Here is a 17719-nt window from a genome sequence, read left to right as displayed (position 1 = left end):
CCGCCGCACCGGCGGGTCCTGATCCGTACAGTTTCACTGCAGCAAAGGAGCCCAAAAAGCCATGATCATTGATCTGACCCACCCCATCCGGGACGGACTGCCGGTCTATCCGGGAGATCTGCCGACACAGCTTGCAAGATCCGCCGAGTTCGCCCGGGACGGCTATAACAATCATCGCCTGACCATCAACATGCATTCGGGAACGCATATCGACGGGCATATGCACATGACGGACTGCACGGATTATTTGAACGGGTATCCGCTGAGTACGTTTATCGGGGAGGGCTGCTTGCTGGACGTCCGGGGTGCCGGAGCAATTGGATATAAGCCCGAATACGAACAGCTTGTTCGCGAAGGGCAGATTGTAATCCTGTACACCGGCCATAGCGATTTGTTCGGAGAACCCGCCTATTTTGCCGATTTTCCGGTGCTGACACCGGAGCTTGCGGATCATCTGATTCGAAAAAGGATTAAAATGGTCGGCATGGACACTCCATCGCCGGACAGACATCCTTACGATATACACCGGATGCTGTTCAGCCGCCGTATTCCAATCATCGAGAATCTGACGAATCTTGCGGCGCTGCTCCCCTTATCCCGGTTTGAAGTGACCGCCCTTCCGCTGAATATCAACGCTGATTCCTCCATAGCCCGGGTGATTGCCCGTACTTTCCAGTAAACAAACAGTGCCGGCCGGATAACCATCCGGTCGGCACTGTTCTGTAAAGAGCCTATGTCCGCTATCGCGCGGCAGAGACTTTCCCGCCCCGCAACTTACCTGCGGCTTTATTTTACACTTCCACCGGATACATCCGCTGGCGCAGTTCCTTGATTTCGTCGCTTTCGAGGTACTCATCATAGCTCATCACGCGATCGATAATGCCATTTGGCGTAATCTCGATGATCCGGTTCGCAATCGTCTGGATGAACTGATGGTCATGCGATGTGAACAGAATCGTGCCGTCGAAGTCGATCAGCCCGTTGTTCAGCGCCGTGATGGATTCGAGGTCCAAGTGGTTCGTCGGCTCGTCGAAGACGAGGACGTTCGCGCCGTTCAGCATCATCTTCGCCAGCATGCAGCGCACCTTCTCGCCCCCGGACAATACGCTTGCCTTCTTCAGCGCTTCCTCGCCGGAGAACAGCATGCGTCCCAGGAAGCCGCGCAGGAACGTCTCGTCCTGGTCCTTCGAGTATTGGCGCAGCCATTCCACCAGATTCAGCTCCACGCCGTCGAAATAATTGGAGTTATCCTTCGGGAAGTAAGCTTGGGATGTCGTCACGCCCCAGGTGTATTCGCCCGATTCCGCCTCCGTTTCGCCCATGATGACATCGAACAGCGTTGATTTGGGCAGCCCGTTCGGACCGACAAAAGCAATCTTGTCTCCTTTGTTGACCACAAAGCCGACTTCGTCCAGCACTTTCTCGCCCTCGATGCTCTTGGTCAGATTGCTGATCGTCAGTAGCTGCTTGCCGGCTTCGCGCTCCGGCTTGAAGTTCAGGAACGGATATTTCCGGTTGGACGGGCGAATGTCGTCGAGCGTGATCTTGTCGAGCTGCTTCTTCCGCGACGTCGCCTGCTTGGACTTCGAGGCGTTGGCCGAGAAGCGCTGAATGAACGCCTGCAGCTCCTTGATCTTCTCCTCTTTCTTCTTGTTCGATTCCCGCTGAAGCGTGAGGGCCAGCTGACTGGACTCGTACCAGAAGTCATAGTTGCCGACATACATCTGGATTTTGCCGAAGTCGATGTCCGCGATGTGCGTACATACTTTGTTCAGGAAATGACGGTCATGGGATACGACGATAACGGTGCCTTCATAGTCCATGAGGAAGTTCTCCAGCCAGCCAATCGATTCGAGATCCAAGTGGTTGGTAGGTTCGTCAAGGAGCAGGTTGTTCGGACGGCCGAACAACGCCTGGGCAAGCAGTACCCGTACCTTCTCGTTCCCGCTGAGCTCCGCCATCTTTTTGTCGTGCAGATCACGCGGAATGCCGAGCCCGATCAAGAGCGCGGCGGCGTCCGGCTCAGCGTCCCAGCCGTTCAGTTCAGCGAACTCGCCTTCCAGCTCGCCGGCCCGCAGACCGTCGGCTTCGGAGAAGTCGGATTTGGCGTACAGCGCGTCTTTCTCCTTCATAATGTCATACAGGCGCGCGTGGCCCATAATGACCGTTTCCAGCACCGGGTTTTCGTCATATTCGAAGTGGTTCTGCTTCAATATGGCCATGCGTTCGCCGGGCGTGATATGCACTTCACCGGAATTGGCTTCGATCTCGCCGGACAGAATTTTCAGGAACGTCGATTTGCCGGCGCCGTTGGCCCCGATCAGGCCGTAGCAATTCCCGGGAGTGAACTTTATATTTACATCTTCAAAAAGTGCGCGTTTTCCGTAACGGAGTGTCACGCCGCTTGTACTGATCATTTTTGCATACCATCCTTTACACTTAGGTTTCCGGCATATTATAGCACAAAAATGGACCGAAAAGCCCGTAAACTCCTTGATTTGCCGCGAAAAGGGCAAAAATGGGCAAACAGCGGCACTGCGATTCCGGCATTTGGCGCCGCCGGCGGGCCGGGACGTGCCGGGCTGTTTGTGTATTTTTAATCAAATTTGATGTAAAATGCGAGTAAACGCCCCTTGCAGACTATATAAGTAATTGCGGCTGCTGCCGTCCTAAGGAGGTTTACCCGAATGAAGATTACATTTATAGAACCGACACCGAGTCCGCATACGATGAAGCTTCATCTGGATGAAAGTCTGGAGCCGGGAATACGCAGAACCTATACCCTGGAAAGTCAGCATGCTGCGCCAGCCTGGGCGCGGGAGATGCTGACCATACCGGGAGTGGAAAATGTCTTTCACACCGCCGACTTCGCAGCGCTGGAGCGGAAGCCCTCCGCAGACTGGGCGGAGATATTCCGCGAGCTGCAGTCCCGCTTCGGTGGCGAAGCGGCCGTAGCGCAGGACTGGGCGCTGACAGACGAGAACGACGGAGCGCATTTCGGCGAGGCGCAGGTGTTCGTCCAAATGTTCCGCGCTATTCCGATGCAGATCCGGGTAAAAAGCGGAGCGCGCGAGGAACGCATCGCGCTGTCGCCTCGCTTCACCGAGGCGGTAACGAATGTGGCGAGCGCGGTCCTGATCAAAGAGCGCAAGCTGACGGAATACGGCGTCCGCTACGGCGAGCTGCCCGAGATCGCGCGCGAAGTTGAGCAGGAGCTGGAGGCCGCGTATCCGCAGGAGCGCCTTGATTCGCTGGTGCAGCAGGCTATCGCGCACGGGACGGCCGGCGGCGAATTCATCGAGCATCGCAGCAAGCGCGGTCAGGATGAGCTGCTGCGAGACCTGACGAGCGAAAACTGGCGGGTACGCTATGCGGCGCTTGAAGATTTGACGCCTACGCCCGAGCTGATCCCGCAAATAGCTGCGGCGCTGCGAGACCCGAAGCTGCTGATCCGGCGGTTAGCCGTCGTCTATCTAGGGGATCTGCGCACCCCCGAAGCGAAGGAACTGCTGTACGAGGCAATGAGCGACAACGCTCCCGCCGTGCGGCGCACCGCCGGCGATACCCTGTCCGATATCGGCGATCCCGCCGCCACGCCGGTCATGACCCGGGCGCTAGAGGACAGCAGCAAAATCGTCCGCTGGCGCGCCGCCCGGTTTCTGTACGAGGTCGGCACAGCTGAAGCGCGCGAAGCGCTGGAAGCTGCGGTGAACGATCCCGAGTTCGAAGTCGGGCTTCAGGCGCGCATGGCGCTGGAACGTATTGAGTCCGGCGAGGAAGCGGCCGGAACGGTCTGGCAGCAGATGGCGGGACGCGGACGCAGCTGAGTCGGCTTTTTCAAATCTGTTTTTCTTTTGGGCTTATTATAAAGATCGCTCCTCCTTGAGTCTGGGACTGCCGGAGAGCGATCTTTTTTCATGATTGTGTTCAACCGGGAGAATTCTCAGCCGCAGAATGTATAGCCTGCTCCCACAAAATGTGATATAATGTAAATATATGAAAATATTTACTACAAGGAGGATGTTATGAGCACTTCTGTCTGGCTCCCCATCATTATTGCATTATTGGTCTGTTACGGTTTCTTCGACTACAGCAAGAAGAAGAAAAAATAGTCTGGTCTTCATGAAAAAGCCCGCTTTGCCGTTAACCAAACGAACAAGCGGGCTACCCCATGATTTCACTGAATGCTTGCGCTTCCCGCTCTCCGGATTCCCGTTGAATCATTTGAAGAATGCGTCTGAAGTAATCATCGTTTGATTTAAAAGAACCGCCCTGCGGATTGTCACTTTTTAAATATTCCTGGAGCAGACTGCTGTTCTCTTTTTCAACCGACCACTGAAAGGACGATACACTGAACAATCTTCTTTTCCTTCTGTGATTGAAAGTCCGCTGGCCGATATTTTTGCACGCCGTCCGCTCCCCAATAACCATTGCTTCTTTTAAATGCATTCTCAGCGTCAATGCCATAATTTCACTGCAGCTGGCTGAATATTCATTGACCAGAATAAACAGACGCCCAAACGAATGCCTTTTTTCATCGGACAGAAAGGTTACAATTTTACCCGGATAGTTTAACTCCGCAATGCTGCATGAGGGAAGAAGTAATCTCGCGATGCGTACACACTCTTCCACGACTCCTCCTGAATTGTTGCGGAGGTCCAGAATCAATCCTTTCACATTTCCGCTTCTTTCCAGAATTTCTCCAATCTTTTCGGAAATACCCGAGCCAAAAAAGTGAATAGGAAGATACAAATACCCCTCCAGCTTGATCGCTTCCGCCAATTTGCCTGCGGCTTTTCTTATGGCAGGGTAGTATTGTCCATAGCGGAAAGTTGTATACGGTATAGCCTTCGTCTCCTCAATAAACGCGGCCAGACGTGAAGGAGCGATCAGAGTCCTGCTCATCAGCTCCGTTTTTTTTTGACGATAACGTTCATCCATCTTCAGCATTAGCTCGTTATTTTCGTATATTTCCAGGTATCTCCGAACGGTCCGTTTGGAGAGCAACAACCCATTTGAGAATAACCGCATTACCGTCGCCCCCCTACTCGTCGACACTGTAACTGTAGACGCTTGTAAGTTTTTGAGTATTAATGAGCAGCTTCTCTTTGTCCGCTCTTGCCGTTAGAAGAAAAAACAGAACAAAGAGAACAAGACCCACCGCCGCAGTAACAACAATCCCCGTCGTATTAATCACCGCTGCTGAACCCCATAGGAGAAGCGCAAATGGGGATGCCAGATTGATTAGGGCGAATACGGAAGCAACAATCTGTTTTCCCATGCCGTAATCAGCATAATGGCAGGTGGAAGCACCCAAAAACGCAAAACACAGTATCAGGTTGGCAGCCAGTTGCCCGATACTGTTAAAACTTAGGGACAGCGTCCCGAAATCTTGCCCCATGAACGCAAAGCCCGCAGCCAGCAGTGCAATGCAGTAAAGATGCCCTGTAACAATCACGAAGAATAGATTATACAGCCACATTTTCAGAATGGAAATCGGCGTAGCCAAAATGGATTCGCTTCCGGCCAGATCATCCATAGAAAAGTGTACCGCGCTGCTAAATAAAGTGAATGCCGCAGGAAAAAAGACCGCAATGGTCTCCCCCTTGAGGTCCCTCTGCAGGAGAACAAATAAATATACAACAGGCAGGATCAGCAAAATAATAAGTCTTATTCTCCTTTGCTTCAACGTATGCAACGACTTCCATAGTAGAGCACTCATGTTTTACATGCACCTCGATATAATTTTCTCGCTCTCCAGACGGCCGATCACTGCCAAGGATGCCAAATAGAGGGCAACTACACATACAATAAAAACGATCGCAAAATATCCGTCCTTCCAAGAGCTGAAAGTATAGATGGAATTAAGAATTAGCCCCTGCCCTACGATGAGCGGGATTCTCGCTCTTTTTCCGTATATCCAAATACAGACCCCGATAAAAATGCTCAAAACATATTGAAACGCCAAAAACAATAAAATCAGACCCACTTTACTCCAGGTTAATTCGGTAAGAGGCGTGCCGCTTCTGAACAAAGCGATCAAATACACCGGAAATAAAACCGCTCCGAGCACCACTGATTTATAAACTACAAACTGGCTCTTGTCCTTTAAAATACGAGCAATGCCAAGAGGTGATGCAAGCAGGCTTTCTATTGACGGCGTCAGATCATAAAAGTAAATATCGTTTTGAGTTATTAAAGAAAAGAGAAATGTCATATACAAAAAATAAGAAAAGAAGGTAAAATGATCGGTCCTCCAGAACAACAAAAATACCGAGAGCAATAGTTGTATTGCGATTATTTTATACAGCTGCTTTTGTCTCCTGATTTCCCTCCAATATAAGGCTTTCGTTATCACCATACGTATTTAAACCTCATTTATTATAATTTCCTGGTACAGCTCTTCCAGCTCATCATGGCTCTTTCCGAACGCTTCGTAACGGATGCGGTTTTCCGACAACCAATCCAAGATATCCGTTTCCGGGTCGTTGACCGTAATAATCGCTTCCCGCTCGCTTTTCATCGTCCAACTGATGCTGGAGTGCGGAGCGGCTTTAGCCAATTGAAGCTCCATTCCGTCTCCGACCAGCACATAACTGTTTTGAACGTAAGCTTCACGAATTTCATTATAGGTCCCGGTACGGATGATCCGGCCGCCTTTTATAAAAGCCAGATGGGAGCATACTTTCTGAAGCTCGCTAAGGTCATGCGAATTAAGAAGAACGGTTGAGCCGTTTTTTTTGCATTTTAACAAAAAATCCCGAAGGAGCAGTTGGCCTTCCAAATCAAGCCCTCTCGACGGCTCATCCAGAATGATAAGCTTCGGATTGTTCAGCATTGATCTTGCGAGTACAAGTCTTTGCCTCATTCCACGGGAGAAGAACGTGATCTTGCTATCTTTTCGCTCGTACAGACCGAGTTCCTTCAGCAGTCCTCCGATCCTCTCCCGGCGCTCATGGCTTTTACTCCCCGGATAATAGATCCGGTCGAAAAACTCCAGGTTTTCCCACGCATTCAATTCTTTAAACAGACCGATGTGATCGAACAAAAAGCCTATTTCCCGTTTGACTTCTTCAAACCGCTTATCCCTCACGTTCACTTTATTTACATATATCTCTCCGTTGGTGGGCTTGTATAAATTCATGATCAGACGGACCAAGGTGGTTTTCCCTGCGCCGTTCGGACCGATAAGTCCAACAACTTGCCCATTGCCGATTTCGAAGTTGATATTGGAGAGAATGGGCCTGTTCTCCAGGGTCTTGCTTACATCACAAATTTTTATATCCATGATGATGCCTCCAAATTATATCCGCAATTCTTATCCGTATTCAGGAACCTGCAAGCGTTGCAGGAATATTTAAATTCACATTCCTTGCATTTCAACTGGTTCTCCCGGGAATCAACCGTCTGTTTCCAATACTCCTCGATCAGCATTTTTACAGCCTGAGGCAAGGATTTATGATTCAGATTTAGTAGCGGCTCCGAGCTTCCCAAGCAGGGATATACATCACCGGTATAAGAAATCGCAATTTTTCCATTTAAGCACGGATCGAACAGTTTTCGGGCATAGAAACGGTCCATATTCGGTTTGGGCAACCCTTCTTTCTTTATGAAAGGCTCTTTATAGGTTATCCTCATCATTTTCCAGCGGCCTTTCGTTTTGGCTTTTACGAATTCAAATAACGGATCATCTACCAGCAATGTTACTCTGCTTTTAATTTTATTATAATTTTTGAGAATTATGTCCAGATTCTTTGGACTTGAGACAGTGATGTGAACCCCTAGTTTCGGGGAAGAATAGTTCAAGGGAATAAGTCCGTTTGTATGTACACTCGTTGGCATTCCAAGGCTGACGGAGTAAGAGAGAAGCTCATCGATGAAAGGATAACATGTTGGCTCTCCGCCGGTAATAAGAACGCTGGATGGCCCAAACCGGGCAAGCTGCTCCAAAATCTGTTTCCATTGATCCGCCGTTAGAGGAGGCTGTTGGTCCTCAAATCGTTTACATACCGGGCAGAAGGAGGTTTTACAGAAAGAGCAGTCCAAATTGCATTCATTCGTTACATGCAGGATCGCCAAATTAATACGCGGGGCATCCTGCCACATTTTCTTCTGGCTGAAGCTGTTAATGGGTCTCAGCTTGTCAACATACACGACATGATCCGAAAAAAAACCGAAGCGCATAGATTCCAATTCTTTAAAAAAATGGTCGGTCTTATCCACCGAACAATTGGCTTCCGCATCCCTAAGCTTCGCGGTATGTGCCTCATCCAGCCAAACCATTTCTTCCGTAAGAAGATGACAGACGACAGATTTCTTCTTGCCGATCACAAGAAAACACTCCGGAAATAATCGAAAATAATGATTACTCAAGAATAACCCCTACCTTTTCAAATATTGATTTGTAGTAATCAATCGTAATTTCCTCAAACAATGACGGATTAGCTTCTAGAACTTCAATAAAGTCGGCCAGATTGACGCGAGCCTGAGCTTCAACATTGGCACATATGGAACCAGATTTTTCGAAATCATGGTCGGTGGCACATTGTTGAAAGCAAATATTACAGAAACGGGTGACATTGCAATTCTCGCAATCGGTACAGATATTATTCTTGAAGTCGTTGATTAATCCGGCAATTTCACCGAAATCAATACCCTCTTCGATCGTTCCTATTGAATGGTGAGTATTAATTTTCTCGCAAATATGATAGTTCCCATCTATCGTCACATATATTTTTTCCCCGGGGATGCAGGAAGCTGTAAATGGAAGCATACCGGGTCTTTTTTCGTTCATCATGGGGTGGAACGCGAGTCCCGAATAATTCATGCCAATGAGAGAATATAGAAATGAATCTTTGCGGATATGATTACTCTCCGTTAAATTAAGAAACAAGCTTTTCATAGCTTCGAGAGATTCGCTGAATTCCCGTCTTTCTTCAAATGTAAACTGGTCATAATAAGTGGTGTTGTTGACATCCACGGGAGCCAATCTCGCCAGAAATAAGTCTTCGTTATCGAAGAAATCCTTATACTCAAACATATCCGTTTTAAGATCGTAACAGGAGCTGACAGCAAACTTGGCGTAATCCTTATACTTCTCTTTGAATGTCTTTACATTATGCATGATTTCGTCGAAGCTTCCCTTGCCGTCGATTTTCACCCTGTTACGATCATGGTTTTCCTTGTATCCATCAATACTTACAATAATTGAAAAGTTATTTTTTGTCAAAAACTCCTGCACTTCTTCAGTGAAGCATAATCCGTTTGTGGTTACGTTATACTGAACCTCTTCATATTCCGGGTAGGTCTCCTGGATATATTCGACAATCGTACGGATAAGCGGAAAGTTCAATAACGGTTCTCCGCCATAAAAACCAATAACAGGCGTTCTCGTCGGATTACGGAAATAAATTGGTTTGAAATTGGTGAAATAATAATCTACGGCGGCCTGCGCAACCGAAAAATCCATATGCTTATTCTCATACGTTTTCATATATTGATAATGATCAGAGTAGATACAGTATTTACAGCGCAGGTTGCAGAAAGAGGTTGTCTCGAGAAGAAGCTGTTTGAATCCATTCGCCTCTTTACACAGATATTCCTTAACCTCCTCCGGGCTAACCGTCTTTTGGTTATGGCTTATCAGTCTTCGGTCGGTTGTTAATTTAAGATACTTTTCGGAAATCGCAGCAAATTCGTCCGGCGTTCCTGTATAAATCTGCCCCGTCAAATCATCATAGAAATAATGATTGCCTCGCTTGCTGGTAAACTGAATTCCTTTCATTAGGACACCTCTTTGTTATAGTTGAAGATGGGGCTCCTGCGTTAATCCCGCTTATGCTTCCGGCATAATCTTTCGGCAATTGAAACGCAGGAGCCGCTACCTACCAAAATAGATTAGGACGAAACTCCGATGGCAACAGCAGCTGCAGTTGCAGGAGCACCTACTTCAGCGGCAACAGCGGCAATAGCTGCTTGTCCCATAACCGGAACTACACAAGCCAAACAGGATGCACACCACAGACAGGCCGTACAAACGGCGCATGCCCAACATGCTGCAGTTTCCTGTTCTTCGCCTACAAGATTCATTTTTTCCATGATTTTCACCTCCTTTCAGGAATCACGGTCTCGGGACCGTTCTTTCAACAATTCGAAGCATATATCAAAAAAAGCAATTGATTGGCCAATTGTTCCTGAATGGAAAATTAGAGGGCTTGAAAAGCAAAACAGCTTAAATTTCCTCTTTATTTTCAACAAATGAATATACTATTTTTTTCACTATAATCCACTATTTTATATTTTCTGGATTGTATAGCTTAAAAAATCACAAATAAATGGAATATAGTGTTGTATAATTCCATTATGATTTTAATGAATTAGTGCTATACGATAAAAAATCGGAGGGATACGGATTGCTAAACGTAGGCATTTGCGAAGATGAAGAAGAGGAACTTTATCGGACTAAGTATTTATTCCTACAGTTGATGATGAAAACCAATCTAGAATTTGCAATCGAATGCTTCACGTCAGGGGAAAAGCTGCTTCAACGTTACAAGGAAAGGTCAAATAACCCATTTCACATTCTAATCCTTGATATTGAAATGAGCGGAATAAACGGTTTAGACGTTGCCAAAACCATCCGAAAAAATCTGGATCACGACGTGCAGGTCATGTTTTTTTCCCACTATCCAAAATATATTTTGGATAGCTTTGATGTCCAGGCTTTTCACTACCTCCTCAAACCGGTTTCTTACGAGTTGTTCGCGAGAAAAATGTTCAGTCTGTACGATTACATACTAACCATTAGCAACCAACATTTAGTTATCCGGATCCACCATGAAGATCTTGTACTAAAATGCAGAGATATTGTATCCATTGAGAAATGCAAATGCCCGTCCATGAAAAACCAAATGAAAATCGTTACTGTCTACGACAGCTTTATAACGAAAGGCATACTGTCCAGCTACTGCAACCGGTTGGATCATAAGCAATTTATTGCCATACACCGATCCGTCATTGTCAATCTCGACCATATTAAGAAATTCACCTCTTCCTCCGTTCTCATGTCTAACGACGCGGAATTCCCGATCGGCCGCTCGAAAATTAAGGAGGTCAAAGATTTCTATACCAAGTTAATGGTTCTGGAGCATAAAGTACATGGCTGATATGATGTATTGCGGGATTTATATGGGGGTTATTCTAAGCGGTATTTTACTCCTGAATATACTTAATCTTTTTACATTTAAGATAGCCAATAGAAAACTCAAATTCATGCATAGAACGACTTTATTGCAAAAGCAGATCGACTACTATGAAAAACATTTTGCGAAGAATCAAGCATCCTTTAACCAAATTAAGCGAATCATTCATGATACGAACAAGCACTTGCTGCTCGTTGACAAGTACATTCAAGAAGGTCAGTTTATGAAAGCCTCCGAACATATCCGGCTTGTACTTCAAAAAGTTGACGACCCTTGTCACAAGCTCGTAACCGGAAATCTTGTCATTGACGCCTTGGTTAACCCTGCGTTGGATAGCGTCCATCAAGAGAACATTCTCATCAAACACGACATTCATATTTCTATTAGCCATATGCACATAGAACAATATGACTTATGTGTAATACTCGGGAATATTCTGGATAATGCGGTGGAAGCGGTCAGACAGGTCCGTAAAACGAATGACCGCTTCCTTCACATTCGTATTTTTACGAATTCATCCAGTCTGATTATCAATGTAGCAAATTCCTGTCAGTCTACCGTCAATCTCAAAAGCACATGGAAAAAAGAACGGGAAATGCATGGTCTCGGATTAAAAAATATCAAAAGAGTTACGGAGAAATATGGCGGGCATTTGCATATCGATGTGAAAAATTGCAGGTTTGAGATTACAGCTGTACTTCCTTTTTTGGAATAACTCCGGTTACCCCGAACTCAACAAGTCCGCAGACCTTTTTATATCTGCGGACTTCACGTGTATGCTTGCTATTTCCAGTAGAGCTCCACCTTTAAATCCCCTGAATCCTCAAACGAGGATGTCTTATAGCTCAAGGCCTTAAAGCCTTTCTCGTACAGCTGCTGCAGGTCGCTCACCAGCCTGCTCTCGCTTCCGTTATAGCGGAACAGCAGCGAAGCTTCTCCCTTCTTCCGCGCCTGCTGCGCTAGTGTGGTCAGCTCAGCCGCGTTATCGACGATTCCGCTCTCTTCATACAGGTCGTACCGGAGGTCCTGCTGCAGCTTCTGATAGGCCGCCTGCTTCTCTCCTTTGACGCTTGCCAGTTCACTGAGCGTACGGGAGTACTCCGCTGCCGCTGCCGGATAAGAACGGGTCCAAGTGTGATCCCGGCGCATCTGGCCGTCTGTGCGCAGATAATAGGCCGTGCTGACGGCCCCCGCTTTATCCGGAGAGGGATCGTCCCAAGTCGTATCCAGATGGTACCAGCGTCCGTCCAGTTGAACCAGATTCCAAGCGTGCGATTGGCCCACACCGTCCTGCCACGCGGTGCCTTCCACGATTTTATTCGGAATCCCCGCACCCTTCAGCAGCTTGTAAGTGAGCAGGGAATAGCCCTGGCAAACGGCGCTGCCGCTTTTCAGCCCTTCGTAAGCCGTATATTTGGTGTAGGTCGTGTCATATTTCAGGTTCAGAACCACCCAATCGTGGACCGCTTTTACCTTTTCATCCTCCGTCATCCCCGGGGTTATAATTTCGTTCAAAATCGTCTTGACCCGCCCGTTTACATAAGCGGTCTGCTGAAGTGACTCACGGTAGGTAAGCTTGACGCTTACCGCCGCCGAGCGGGAACCGCCCCGGTAGGAAAAGCTGTAGCTGCTCACAATATAGTTCAAGTAAGGATCGTTCGACATCGCCTGATCCAGCGCGGTCTGCAGCTGCGACTTCAAGCGTGAGGTATTTCCTTCATATGTAAAAGTAACACTCTCTCTGCGGCTATTCATCGCTGCCGTCAACTGCTGGGTCATATCGCTGGCGGAACGTATGGAAGTTCCCTTCACCTCGGCGTAGGCATAATCCATCCCCCAATATACAGCCGGCGGCACAGCGGCGGCAACTAACATTCCCAATACTATCGCTTTCGTTAACTTCCCCATCCTTGCTTTAGCCCCCTTGGCGCGAGTTTGCCTGCTCAACGGTTGAATCCTAGTTTACACTTCCATATATTAGATGCGTCCAACAACATTTCCAATACTGCTTAAGTGCTAAAATTCACAAATAATATGCCTTTGTTTCTACTATTATCGGATAGGATGGATATTTCCATAAGTTCTCAAATGTACTAAACATGCTGAAGCGGCGCTTCGCAGCTCGCGGTCTTAAAGTGAAAATGCTATATTTAACATATAATTGAATTCAGCGGAAAGCAATCCCAATCCTATACATACAAAATGGGGTGAGCCTTCATGACTTATGTGGATACTTCCGATGTGTCAGTCCGGATGTTTATCACCGTACTGCTCGTTCTGCTCATCATCGCACCGATGATCAGCCTCGGCGTGCTGCGTCTGTTCCAGTCCAGAAAAAAGGCGGGGCTCCTGCTAATCGGCGGCGGCATCGCCGTGTACGCGGTATTTCGGACCGCAATGTCCCTTATACCGGCCTAGCCGCATTTCGCCTCCCGCTTCACCTCCATAGAAAAAGGCGCCTCCGCTGCCGGAGACGCCCTTCCCTTTGACCAATAGCCCTAAATTACTGCGCAGCCGCTAATACTTTGTCGAACTGCGTTTTGTTCATGCCCACGATTTTATGTTCGCCGATTACGGTAACCGGAACAGCGCGCATGCCCATATCCCATACCTGCTGCGCGAACTCTTCGTTCTGCTCGATATTGCGCTCCTCAAAAGAGATTCCCTTCTCATTCAAAAAGCTTTTGACCTGACGGCAGTGCGGACAGTTAGTCGATGTATATACCACAACATTTTCCATTGTTGATTCCCTCCTCGTAATTTTTGCTTAATATTATATCACTTGCGGCGTTTCGATGAAACTTACAGCGCAACCGCGCTGTGCTCCAGGCTCTCAATGTATTTCTCAGCGTCCATGGCAGCCTTGCAGCCGCTGCCCGCCGCCGTAATCGCCTGTCTGTACCGGGTATCCTGAACATCGCCGCAGGCGAATACGCCCGGAATGTTCGTCTCGGAAGTGCCCGGATTCGTTACGATATAACCGTTCGAATCAACGGTAATCTGACCGCCAAGGAAAGCCGTATTCGGGTGATGACCGATCGCCACGAACACGCCGCCCGCTTCAATGAATTCTTCTTGGCCGGTCTCGTTGTTAAGCACCTTCAGGCCAGTAACGCCATTATCGCCTGCCACCACTTCAAGCGGTGTACGGTTCAGCGCCCATTCCACTTTCTCGTTGGCGTGTACCCGATCCTGCATAATCTTGGAAGCGCGCAGCTCATTCCGGCGGTGCACCAGAGTCACCTTCGAAGCGAAGCGGGTCAGGAAGCCGGCTTCCTCCAGCGCCGAATCCCCGCCGCCCACAACGATAATTTCCTTGTTACGGAAGAAGAAGCCGTCGCAGGTCGCGCAGGTGCTGACGCCCCGGCCCACATTGTCCTGCTCTCCCGGGATGCCCAGGTACTTCGCGGTAGCGCCGGTGGAAATGATCAGCGTATCGGTCTCAAGCGTACCCATGTCTTCAACGTTCAGCTTGAACGGACGCTCTCCCAGCTCCACGCTGTTCACCCAGCCGGTAACGAATTTCGCTCCAAAACGCTCTGCCTGCGCGCGCATATTGTCCATCAGCTCCGAACCGAGAATTCCTTCCGGGAATCCCGGGAAGTTCTCGATTTCGGTGGTCGTCGTAAGCTGGCCTCCCGGCTGCGGGCCTTCAATAACCAGCGGATTCATATTGGCCCGGGCCAAATAGATAGCGGCAGTCAGACCCGCAGGTCCGGTACCGACAATGATTGATTTATACATAATTACATCCTCCTCGTCATGGACTACCACATATGTGAAATCTTAATTAGAATTATTCTAAAGTAACTCCATTATGCGCGCCAAGGATGAAAATGTCAATATGCCAGACTCCATAGTCCGGGGACTATTTTGTGAACAATTTAATTTTTAACAACTTTCAGTAAAAATACGCTCCGATTACCGCAGCAGCCGCAATCCGTTCAGGATCACTAGAATAGTGCTGCCTTCATGGCCGACGACGCCAAAGGGAAGCGCGATTCCATTGATAAAATTGCTTGCAATAAGCAGTACAATGACGCTTATGGCAAAAATCATATTCTGCTTCACAATGCGCTGGCAGCGGCGGGCGAGCGAGATGGTCGAAGCAATCTCCCCGATATTGTCGTTCATCAGCACCACATCGGCGACTTCAAGCGCCGCGCCGCTGCCCTTCATGCCCATTCCCATGCCTACCGTCGCCTGCGCAAGCGCGGGCGCATCGTTGACGCCGTCGCCAACCATGATCGTATGGCCGTACTGCTCCCGCAGCGAGGCGATATGCTTCACCTTATCTTCCGGGAGCAGGTCGGAAAAGACGAGATCGACCCCCGTCTTCGCGCCGATGGCCTTAGCCGTGGCTGCCCGATCCCCGGTCAGCATCGCCACCTTGATGCCCAGTTCCTGCAGCTCCCGCACCGCATCCTCCGCCTCCGGTCGCACCATATCCTGAAGCGCGATTATGCCCGCCACGGTATCTCCGTCCACAATAACGGATACGGTCTTGCCATCCTTCTCCAGGCTCGTGCGCTGTTCTCTCCAGAACGCCAGATCTTCGCTGCGCAGTGCTGCAGGTAAGGCGTCTGTCATGCCGCTGTCAGACCCGGTTCCGTCAGCGGTGGCGGTTTCCGCTGCTGTCTCTGCGCGCTGAACCGGAATTTTCCCATCATCCAAAATGTTGGATTTGCCGATCCTCCACAGCTTGCCGCTCACCCGGCCTTCCACACCCCAGCCGGTTAAAGAACGGGAATCCTGCACGTTCCACAGCTCCAGGCATTCGTCTTCAGCTTTGCGGACAATCGCTTCGGCCAGCGGATGCCGCGACATACTCTCTATCGACGCGCTGACCGTCAGCAGCTCAAGCCGGTTATAGCCTTTGCCGATGATGAAATCGGTCACCTCTGGCGTCCCTGCCGTCAAGGTTCCCGTCTTGTCAAAGGCAACGACGGCGGTATGCGCCATATTTTCCAGATGCGCTCCCCCCTTGAACAGAATACCTTTGCGAGCGCTCCTCGAAATCGCAGACAGCATCGCGGGCATGATGGACGATACCAGGGCGCATGGCGAGGCGACAACGAGGAAGACCATCGCTTTATAGAACGTAGCGCTCCAAGACCAGCCCAGCACAAATGGAGGCAGGACAACGAGAACAAGCGTCAGAGCGACCACAGCCCGGGCGTAAATCGCCTCGAACCGCTTGATAAAGCGCTGGGATTCCGGAACCTCGGCCTCAGCGTCCTCCACCATTTTGACGATTTTGGCAAACAGCGAGTTCTCCGCCGATTTCGTTACTTCAATGTACAGGGCGCCTTCGCCATTGAGTGTACCCGCGAATACTTCATCCCCGTAAACCTTCTCGACCGGCACCGATTCGCCGGTAATCGAGGCCTGATCGACCGACGATTCCCCCCGGTATACGGTGCCGTCGGCGGGAATTAGCTCGCCTGGACGCACCAGCAGCAGGTCGCCGATGGATAGCTCGTCGATCGCCACCTCGTTCATGGCTCCCTGCTCGATGCGCAGCGCCGTCGCCGGCTTGAGCGCCATCAGTGAAGAGATGTCCTTGCGGCTGCGGTCCATCGTATAGCTCTCCAGCGCTCCGCTGAGGGCAAAAATAAAGATCAGCATCGCCCCTTCATTCCAGTAGCCGATGGATGCCGCTCCAAGCGCCGCTGCGATCATGAGCAGGTTGACATCGAGATCATGATGCTTAACGAGCGTCTCCACTCCTTCTTTGGCCTTGATCCACCCTCCGACCGTATACGCGGCCGCATAGATGACGACCGACAGCACCGGCAGCCAGCCGCTTAGTCCCCAGGCCAGAAGCATAAGCAGCCCGCTTCCAAGAGCAGCCTGCATTTCCGTATTTTGAATCATTTCTTTCGGATCGAACTTTCTTCCTTTGGGTGATCCGGGTTTCCTCGCTTGCTCCTCATATGAAGAGATACGCTGCAGTTGTTTCGTAGCTTGCATAGCAGACACCTTCCTCAAAGTTTGATGTTGGATCAGGTCCATGCGGATTGTTCGAAGACTTCATTGAATTTATCCCCGCCTGATAATGAAAGCCATTCTTAGAGCCCTTAAAATGACACATGCTGCCCCGGCTACGCCGGGACAGCATGATAAATGAGAATGAAATTCATTGTTTCATTAGTACAAAATGTTTTCCTTAGTGCAACATATAATTATAATATACCCCCATCCACGGATTGTAAACCGGCGTACAGGCTCGGATTTTACAGATATTAGCATTCACATTCAGCCTTACCTCCATCCGGCGATAGCCCTCACGTTCTGCTTAACCGTATGCTGCGGTGGAATGCGGGATTTTGCGGCTGGCCTTCGAGGAACCATACTTAAATATATACAAAGAGGGAGCGCGATATGCAGCGCTCCCTCTTTGTATTCATACATCCTCCCGTTGTTCCGGCCAATACCGGACAGATTTCCCTGCTCGCCCTAAGCAAACGGCTTCAACTAAATTTCCCGGTTGCAGCGAATCAGCGTCCGGGGCAGGA

The 17719-nt window shown here is 49.2% G+C and carries 17 protein-coding genes; 6 read left to right on the top strand and 11 right to left on the bottom strand.

Going from position 1 to position 17719, the window contains the following annotated elements; genetic code table 11:
• Positions 1 to 61: 61 nt before the first annotated feature.
• Positions 62 to 679, top strand: coding sequence for a cyclase family protein (locus L691_RS0110495; protein WP_025690439.1), 618 nt, complete (start codon positions 62 to 64; stop codon positions 677 to 679).
• A gap of 112 nt (positions 680 to 791) precedes the next feature.
• Here L691_RS0110495 and L691_RS0110490 read toward each other — a convergent pair whose 3' ends face one another.
• Positions 792 to 2417, bottom strand: coding sequence for an ABC-F family ATP-binding cassette domain-containing protein (locus L691_RS0110490; protein WP_025690437.1), 1626 nt, complete (start codon positions 2415 to 2417; stop codon positions 792 to 794).
• A gap of 270 nt (positions 2418 to 2687) precedes the next feature.
• On the opposite strand from L691_RS0110490, the gene L691_RS0110485 reads away from it, so the two are divergent.
• A complete protein-coding gene (locus L691_RS0110485) occupies positions 2688 to 3827 on the top strand; it encodes a virulence factor (RefSeq protein ID WP_025690436.1) in 1140 nt (379 codons plus the stop codon).
• Positions 3828 to 4164: 337 nt separating this feature from the next.
• On the opposite strand, the gene L691_RS0110475 is transcribed toward L691_RS0110485, so the two are convergent.
• From L691_RS0110475 to L691_RS0110450, 6 genes are read right to left on the bottom strand one after another with little or no spacing between them, the layout of a single operon-like run.
• Positions 4165 to 5031 carry a S41 family peptidase gene (locus L691_RS0110475; protein ID WP_025690435.1) on the bottom strand — a complete coding sequence of 289 codons (867 nt, stop codon included), beginning with the start codon at positions 5029 to 5031 and terminating at the stop codon, positions 4165 to 4167.
• Positions 5032 to 5044: 13 nt separating this feature from the next.
• Positions 5045 to 5722: a hypothetical protein gene (locus L691_RS0110470; RefSeq protein ID WP_156934209.1), complete on the bottom strand. Its 678-nt coding sequence runs from the start codon at positions 5720 to 5722 to the stop codon at positions 5045 to 5047.
• A gap of 3 nt (positions 5723 to 5725) precedes the next feature.
• Positions 5726 to 6361 carry a hypothetical protein gene (locus L691_RS0110465; protein ID WP_025690433.1) on the bottom strand — a complete coding sequence of 212 codons (636 nt, stop codon included), beginning with the start codon at positions 6359 to 6361 and terminating at the stop codon, positions 5726 to 5728.
• A gap of 6 nt (positions 6362 to 6367) precedes the next feature.
• The gene (locus L691_RS28550; protein ID WP_025690431.1) at positions 6368 to 7288 is read right to left on the bottom strand and encodes an ABC transporter ATP-binding protein; all 921 of its coding nucleotides are present in this window, start codon (positions 7286 to 7288) and stop codon (positions 6368 to 6370) included.
• A complete protein-coding gene (locus tag L691_RS0110455) occupies positions 7279 to 8331 on the bottom strand; it encodes a radical SAM protein (RefSeq protein WP_025690430.1) in 1053 nt (350 codons plus the stop codon). Before L691_RS0110455 ends, L691_RS28550 begins: the two co-directional genes overlap by 10 nt.
• Positions 8332 to 8365: 34 nt before the next feature.
• Positions 8366 to 9784 (bottom strand): radical SAM protein, encoded by a 1419-nt coding sequence (locus L691_RS0110450; protein ID WP_025690429.1) that lies wholly within the window; start codon positions 9782 to 9784, stop codon positions 8366 to 8368.
• Between the two features lie 129 nt (positions 9785 to 9913).
• On the opposite strand from L691_RS0110450, the gene L691_RS31950 reads away from it, so the two are divergent.
• From L691_RS31950 to L691_RS0110435, 3 genes are all read left to right on the top strand, one after another.
• Positions 9914 to 10261, top strand: a complete 348-nt coding sequence (locus L691_RS31950) for a hypothetical protein (RefSeq protein WP_156934208.1) — start codon at positions 9914 to 9916, stop codon at positions 10259 to 10261.
• Between the two features lie 223 nt (positions 10262 to 10484).
• Positions 10485 to 11165: a LytR/AlgR family response regulator transcription factor gene (locus L691_RS34070; RefSeq protein ID WP_332249075.1), complete on the top strand. Its 681-nt coding sequence runs from the start codon at positions 10485 to 10487 to the stop codon at positions 11163 to 11165.
• Positions 11158 to 11916, top strand: a complete 759-nt coding sequence (locus L691_RS0110435; RefSeq protein WP_025690426.1) for an ATP-binding protein — start codon at positions 11158 to 11160, stop codon at positions 11914 to 11916. The genes L691_RS34070 and L691_RS0110435 overlap by 8 nt, the downstream gene beginning before the upstream one ends.
• Before the next feature lie 68 nt (positions 11917 to 11984).
• Here L691_RS0110435 and L691_RS0110430 read toward each other — a convergent pair whose 3' ends face one another.
• Positions 11985 to 13109 carry a transglutaminase domain-containing protein gene (locus tag L691_RS0110430; protein WP_025690424.1) on the bottom strand — a complete coding sequence of 375 codons (1125 nt, stop codon included), beginning with the start codon at positions 13107 to 13109 and terminating at the stop codon, positions 11985 to 11987.
• A 309-nt stretch (positions 13110 to 13418) separates the two neighbouring features.
• Here L691_RS0110430 and L691_RS0110425 point away from each other — a divergent pair, with 309 nt between their 5' ends.
• Positions 13419 to 13619, top strand: coding sequence for a hypothetical protein (locus tag L691_RS0110425; protein ID WP_025690423.1), 201 nt, complete (start codon positions 13419 to 13421; stop codon positions 13617 to 13619).
• A gap of 85 nt (positions 13620 to 13704) precedes the next feature.
• On the opposite strand, the gene L691_RS0110420 is transcribed toward L691_RS0110425, so the two are convergent.
• From L691_RS0110420 to L691_RS0110410, 3 genes are all read right to left on the bottom strand, one after another.
• Positions 13705 to 13941: a glutaredoxin family protein gene (locus L691_RS0110420; protein WP_025690422.1), complete on the bottom strand. Its 237-nt coding sequence runs from the start codon at positions 13939 to 13941 to the stop codon at positions 13705 to 13707.
• Between the two features lie 62 nt (positions 13942 to 14003).
• Positions 14004 to 14945 carry a thioredoxin-disulfide reductase gene (gene trxB / locus L691_RS0110415; protein WP_025690421.1) on the bottom strand — a complete coding sequence of 314 codons (942 nt, stop codon included), beginning with the start codon at positions 14943 to 14945 and terminating at the stop codon, positions 14004 to 14006.
• A gap of 177 nt (positions 14946 to 15122) precedes the next feature.
• Complete coding sequence (locus tag L691_RS0110410) at positions 15123 to 17174, bottom strand: heavy metal translocating P-type ATPase (protein WP_051459344.1); 2052 nt, start codon at positions 17172 to 17174, stop codon at positions 15123 to 15125.
• Positions 17175 to 17719 lie beyond the last annotated feature (545 nt).

Source organism: Paenibacillus zanthoxyli JH29 (assembly GCF_000520715.1).
GTDB classification, from domain to species: Bacteria; Bacillota; Bacilli; order Paenibacillales; family Paenibacillaceae; genus Paenibacillus_AQ; species Paenibacillus_AQ zanthoxyli.
The sequence above is the reverse complement of the archived record's forward strand: the minus strand, read 5'-3'. Positions and strand labels throughout refer to the sequence as shown.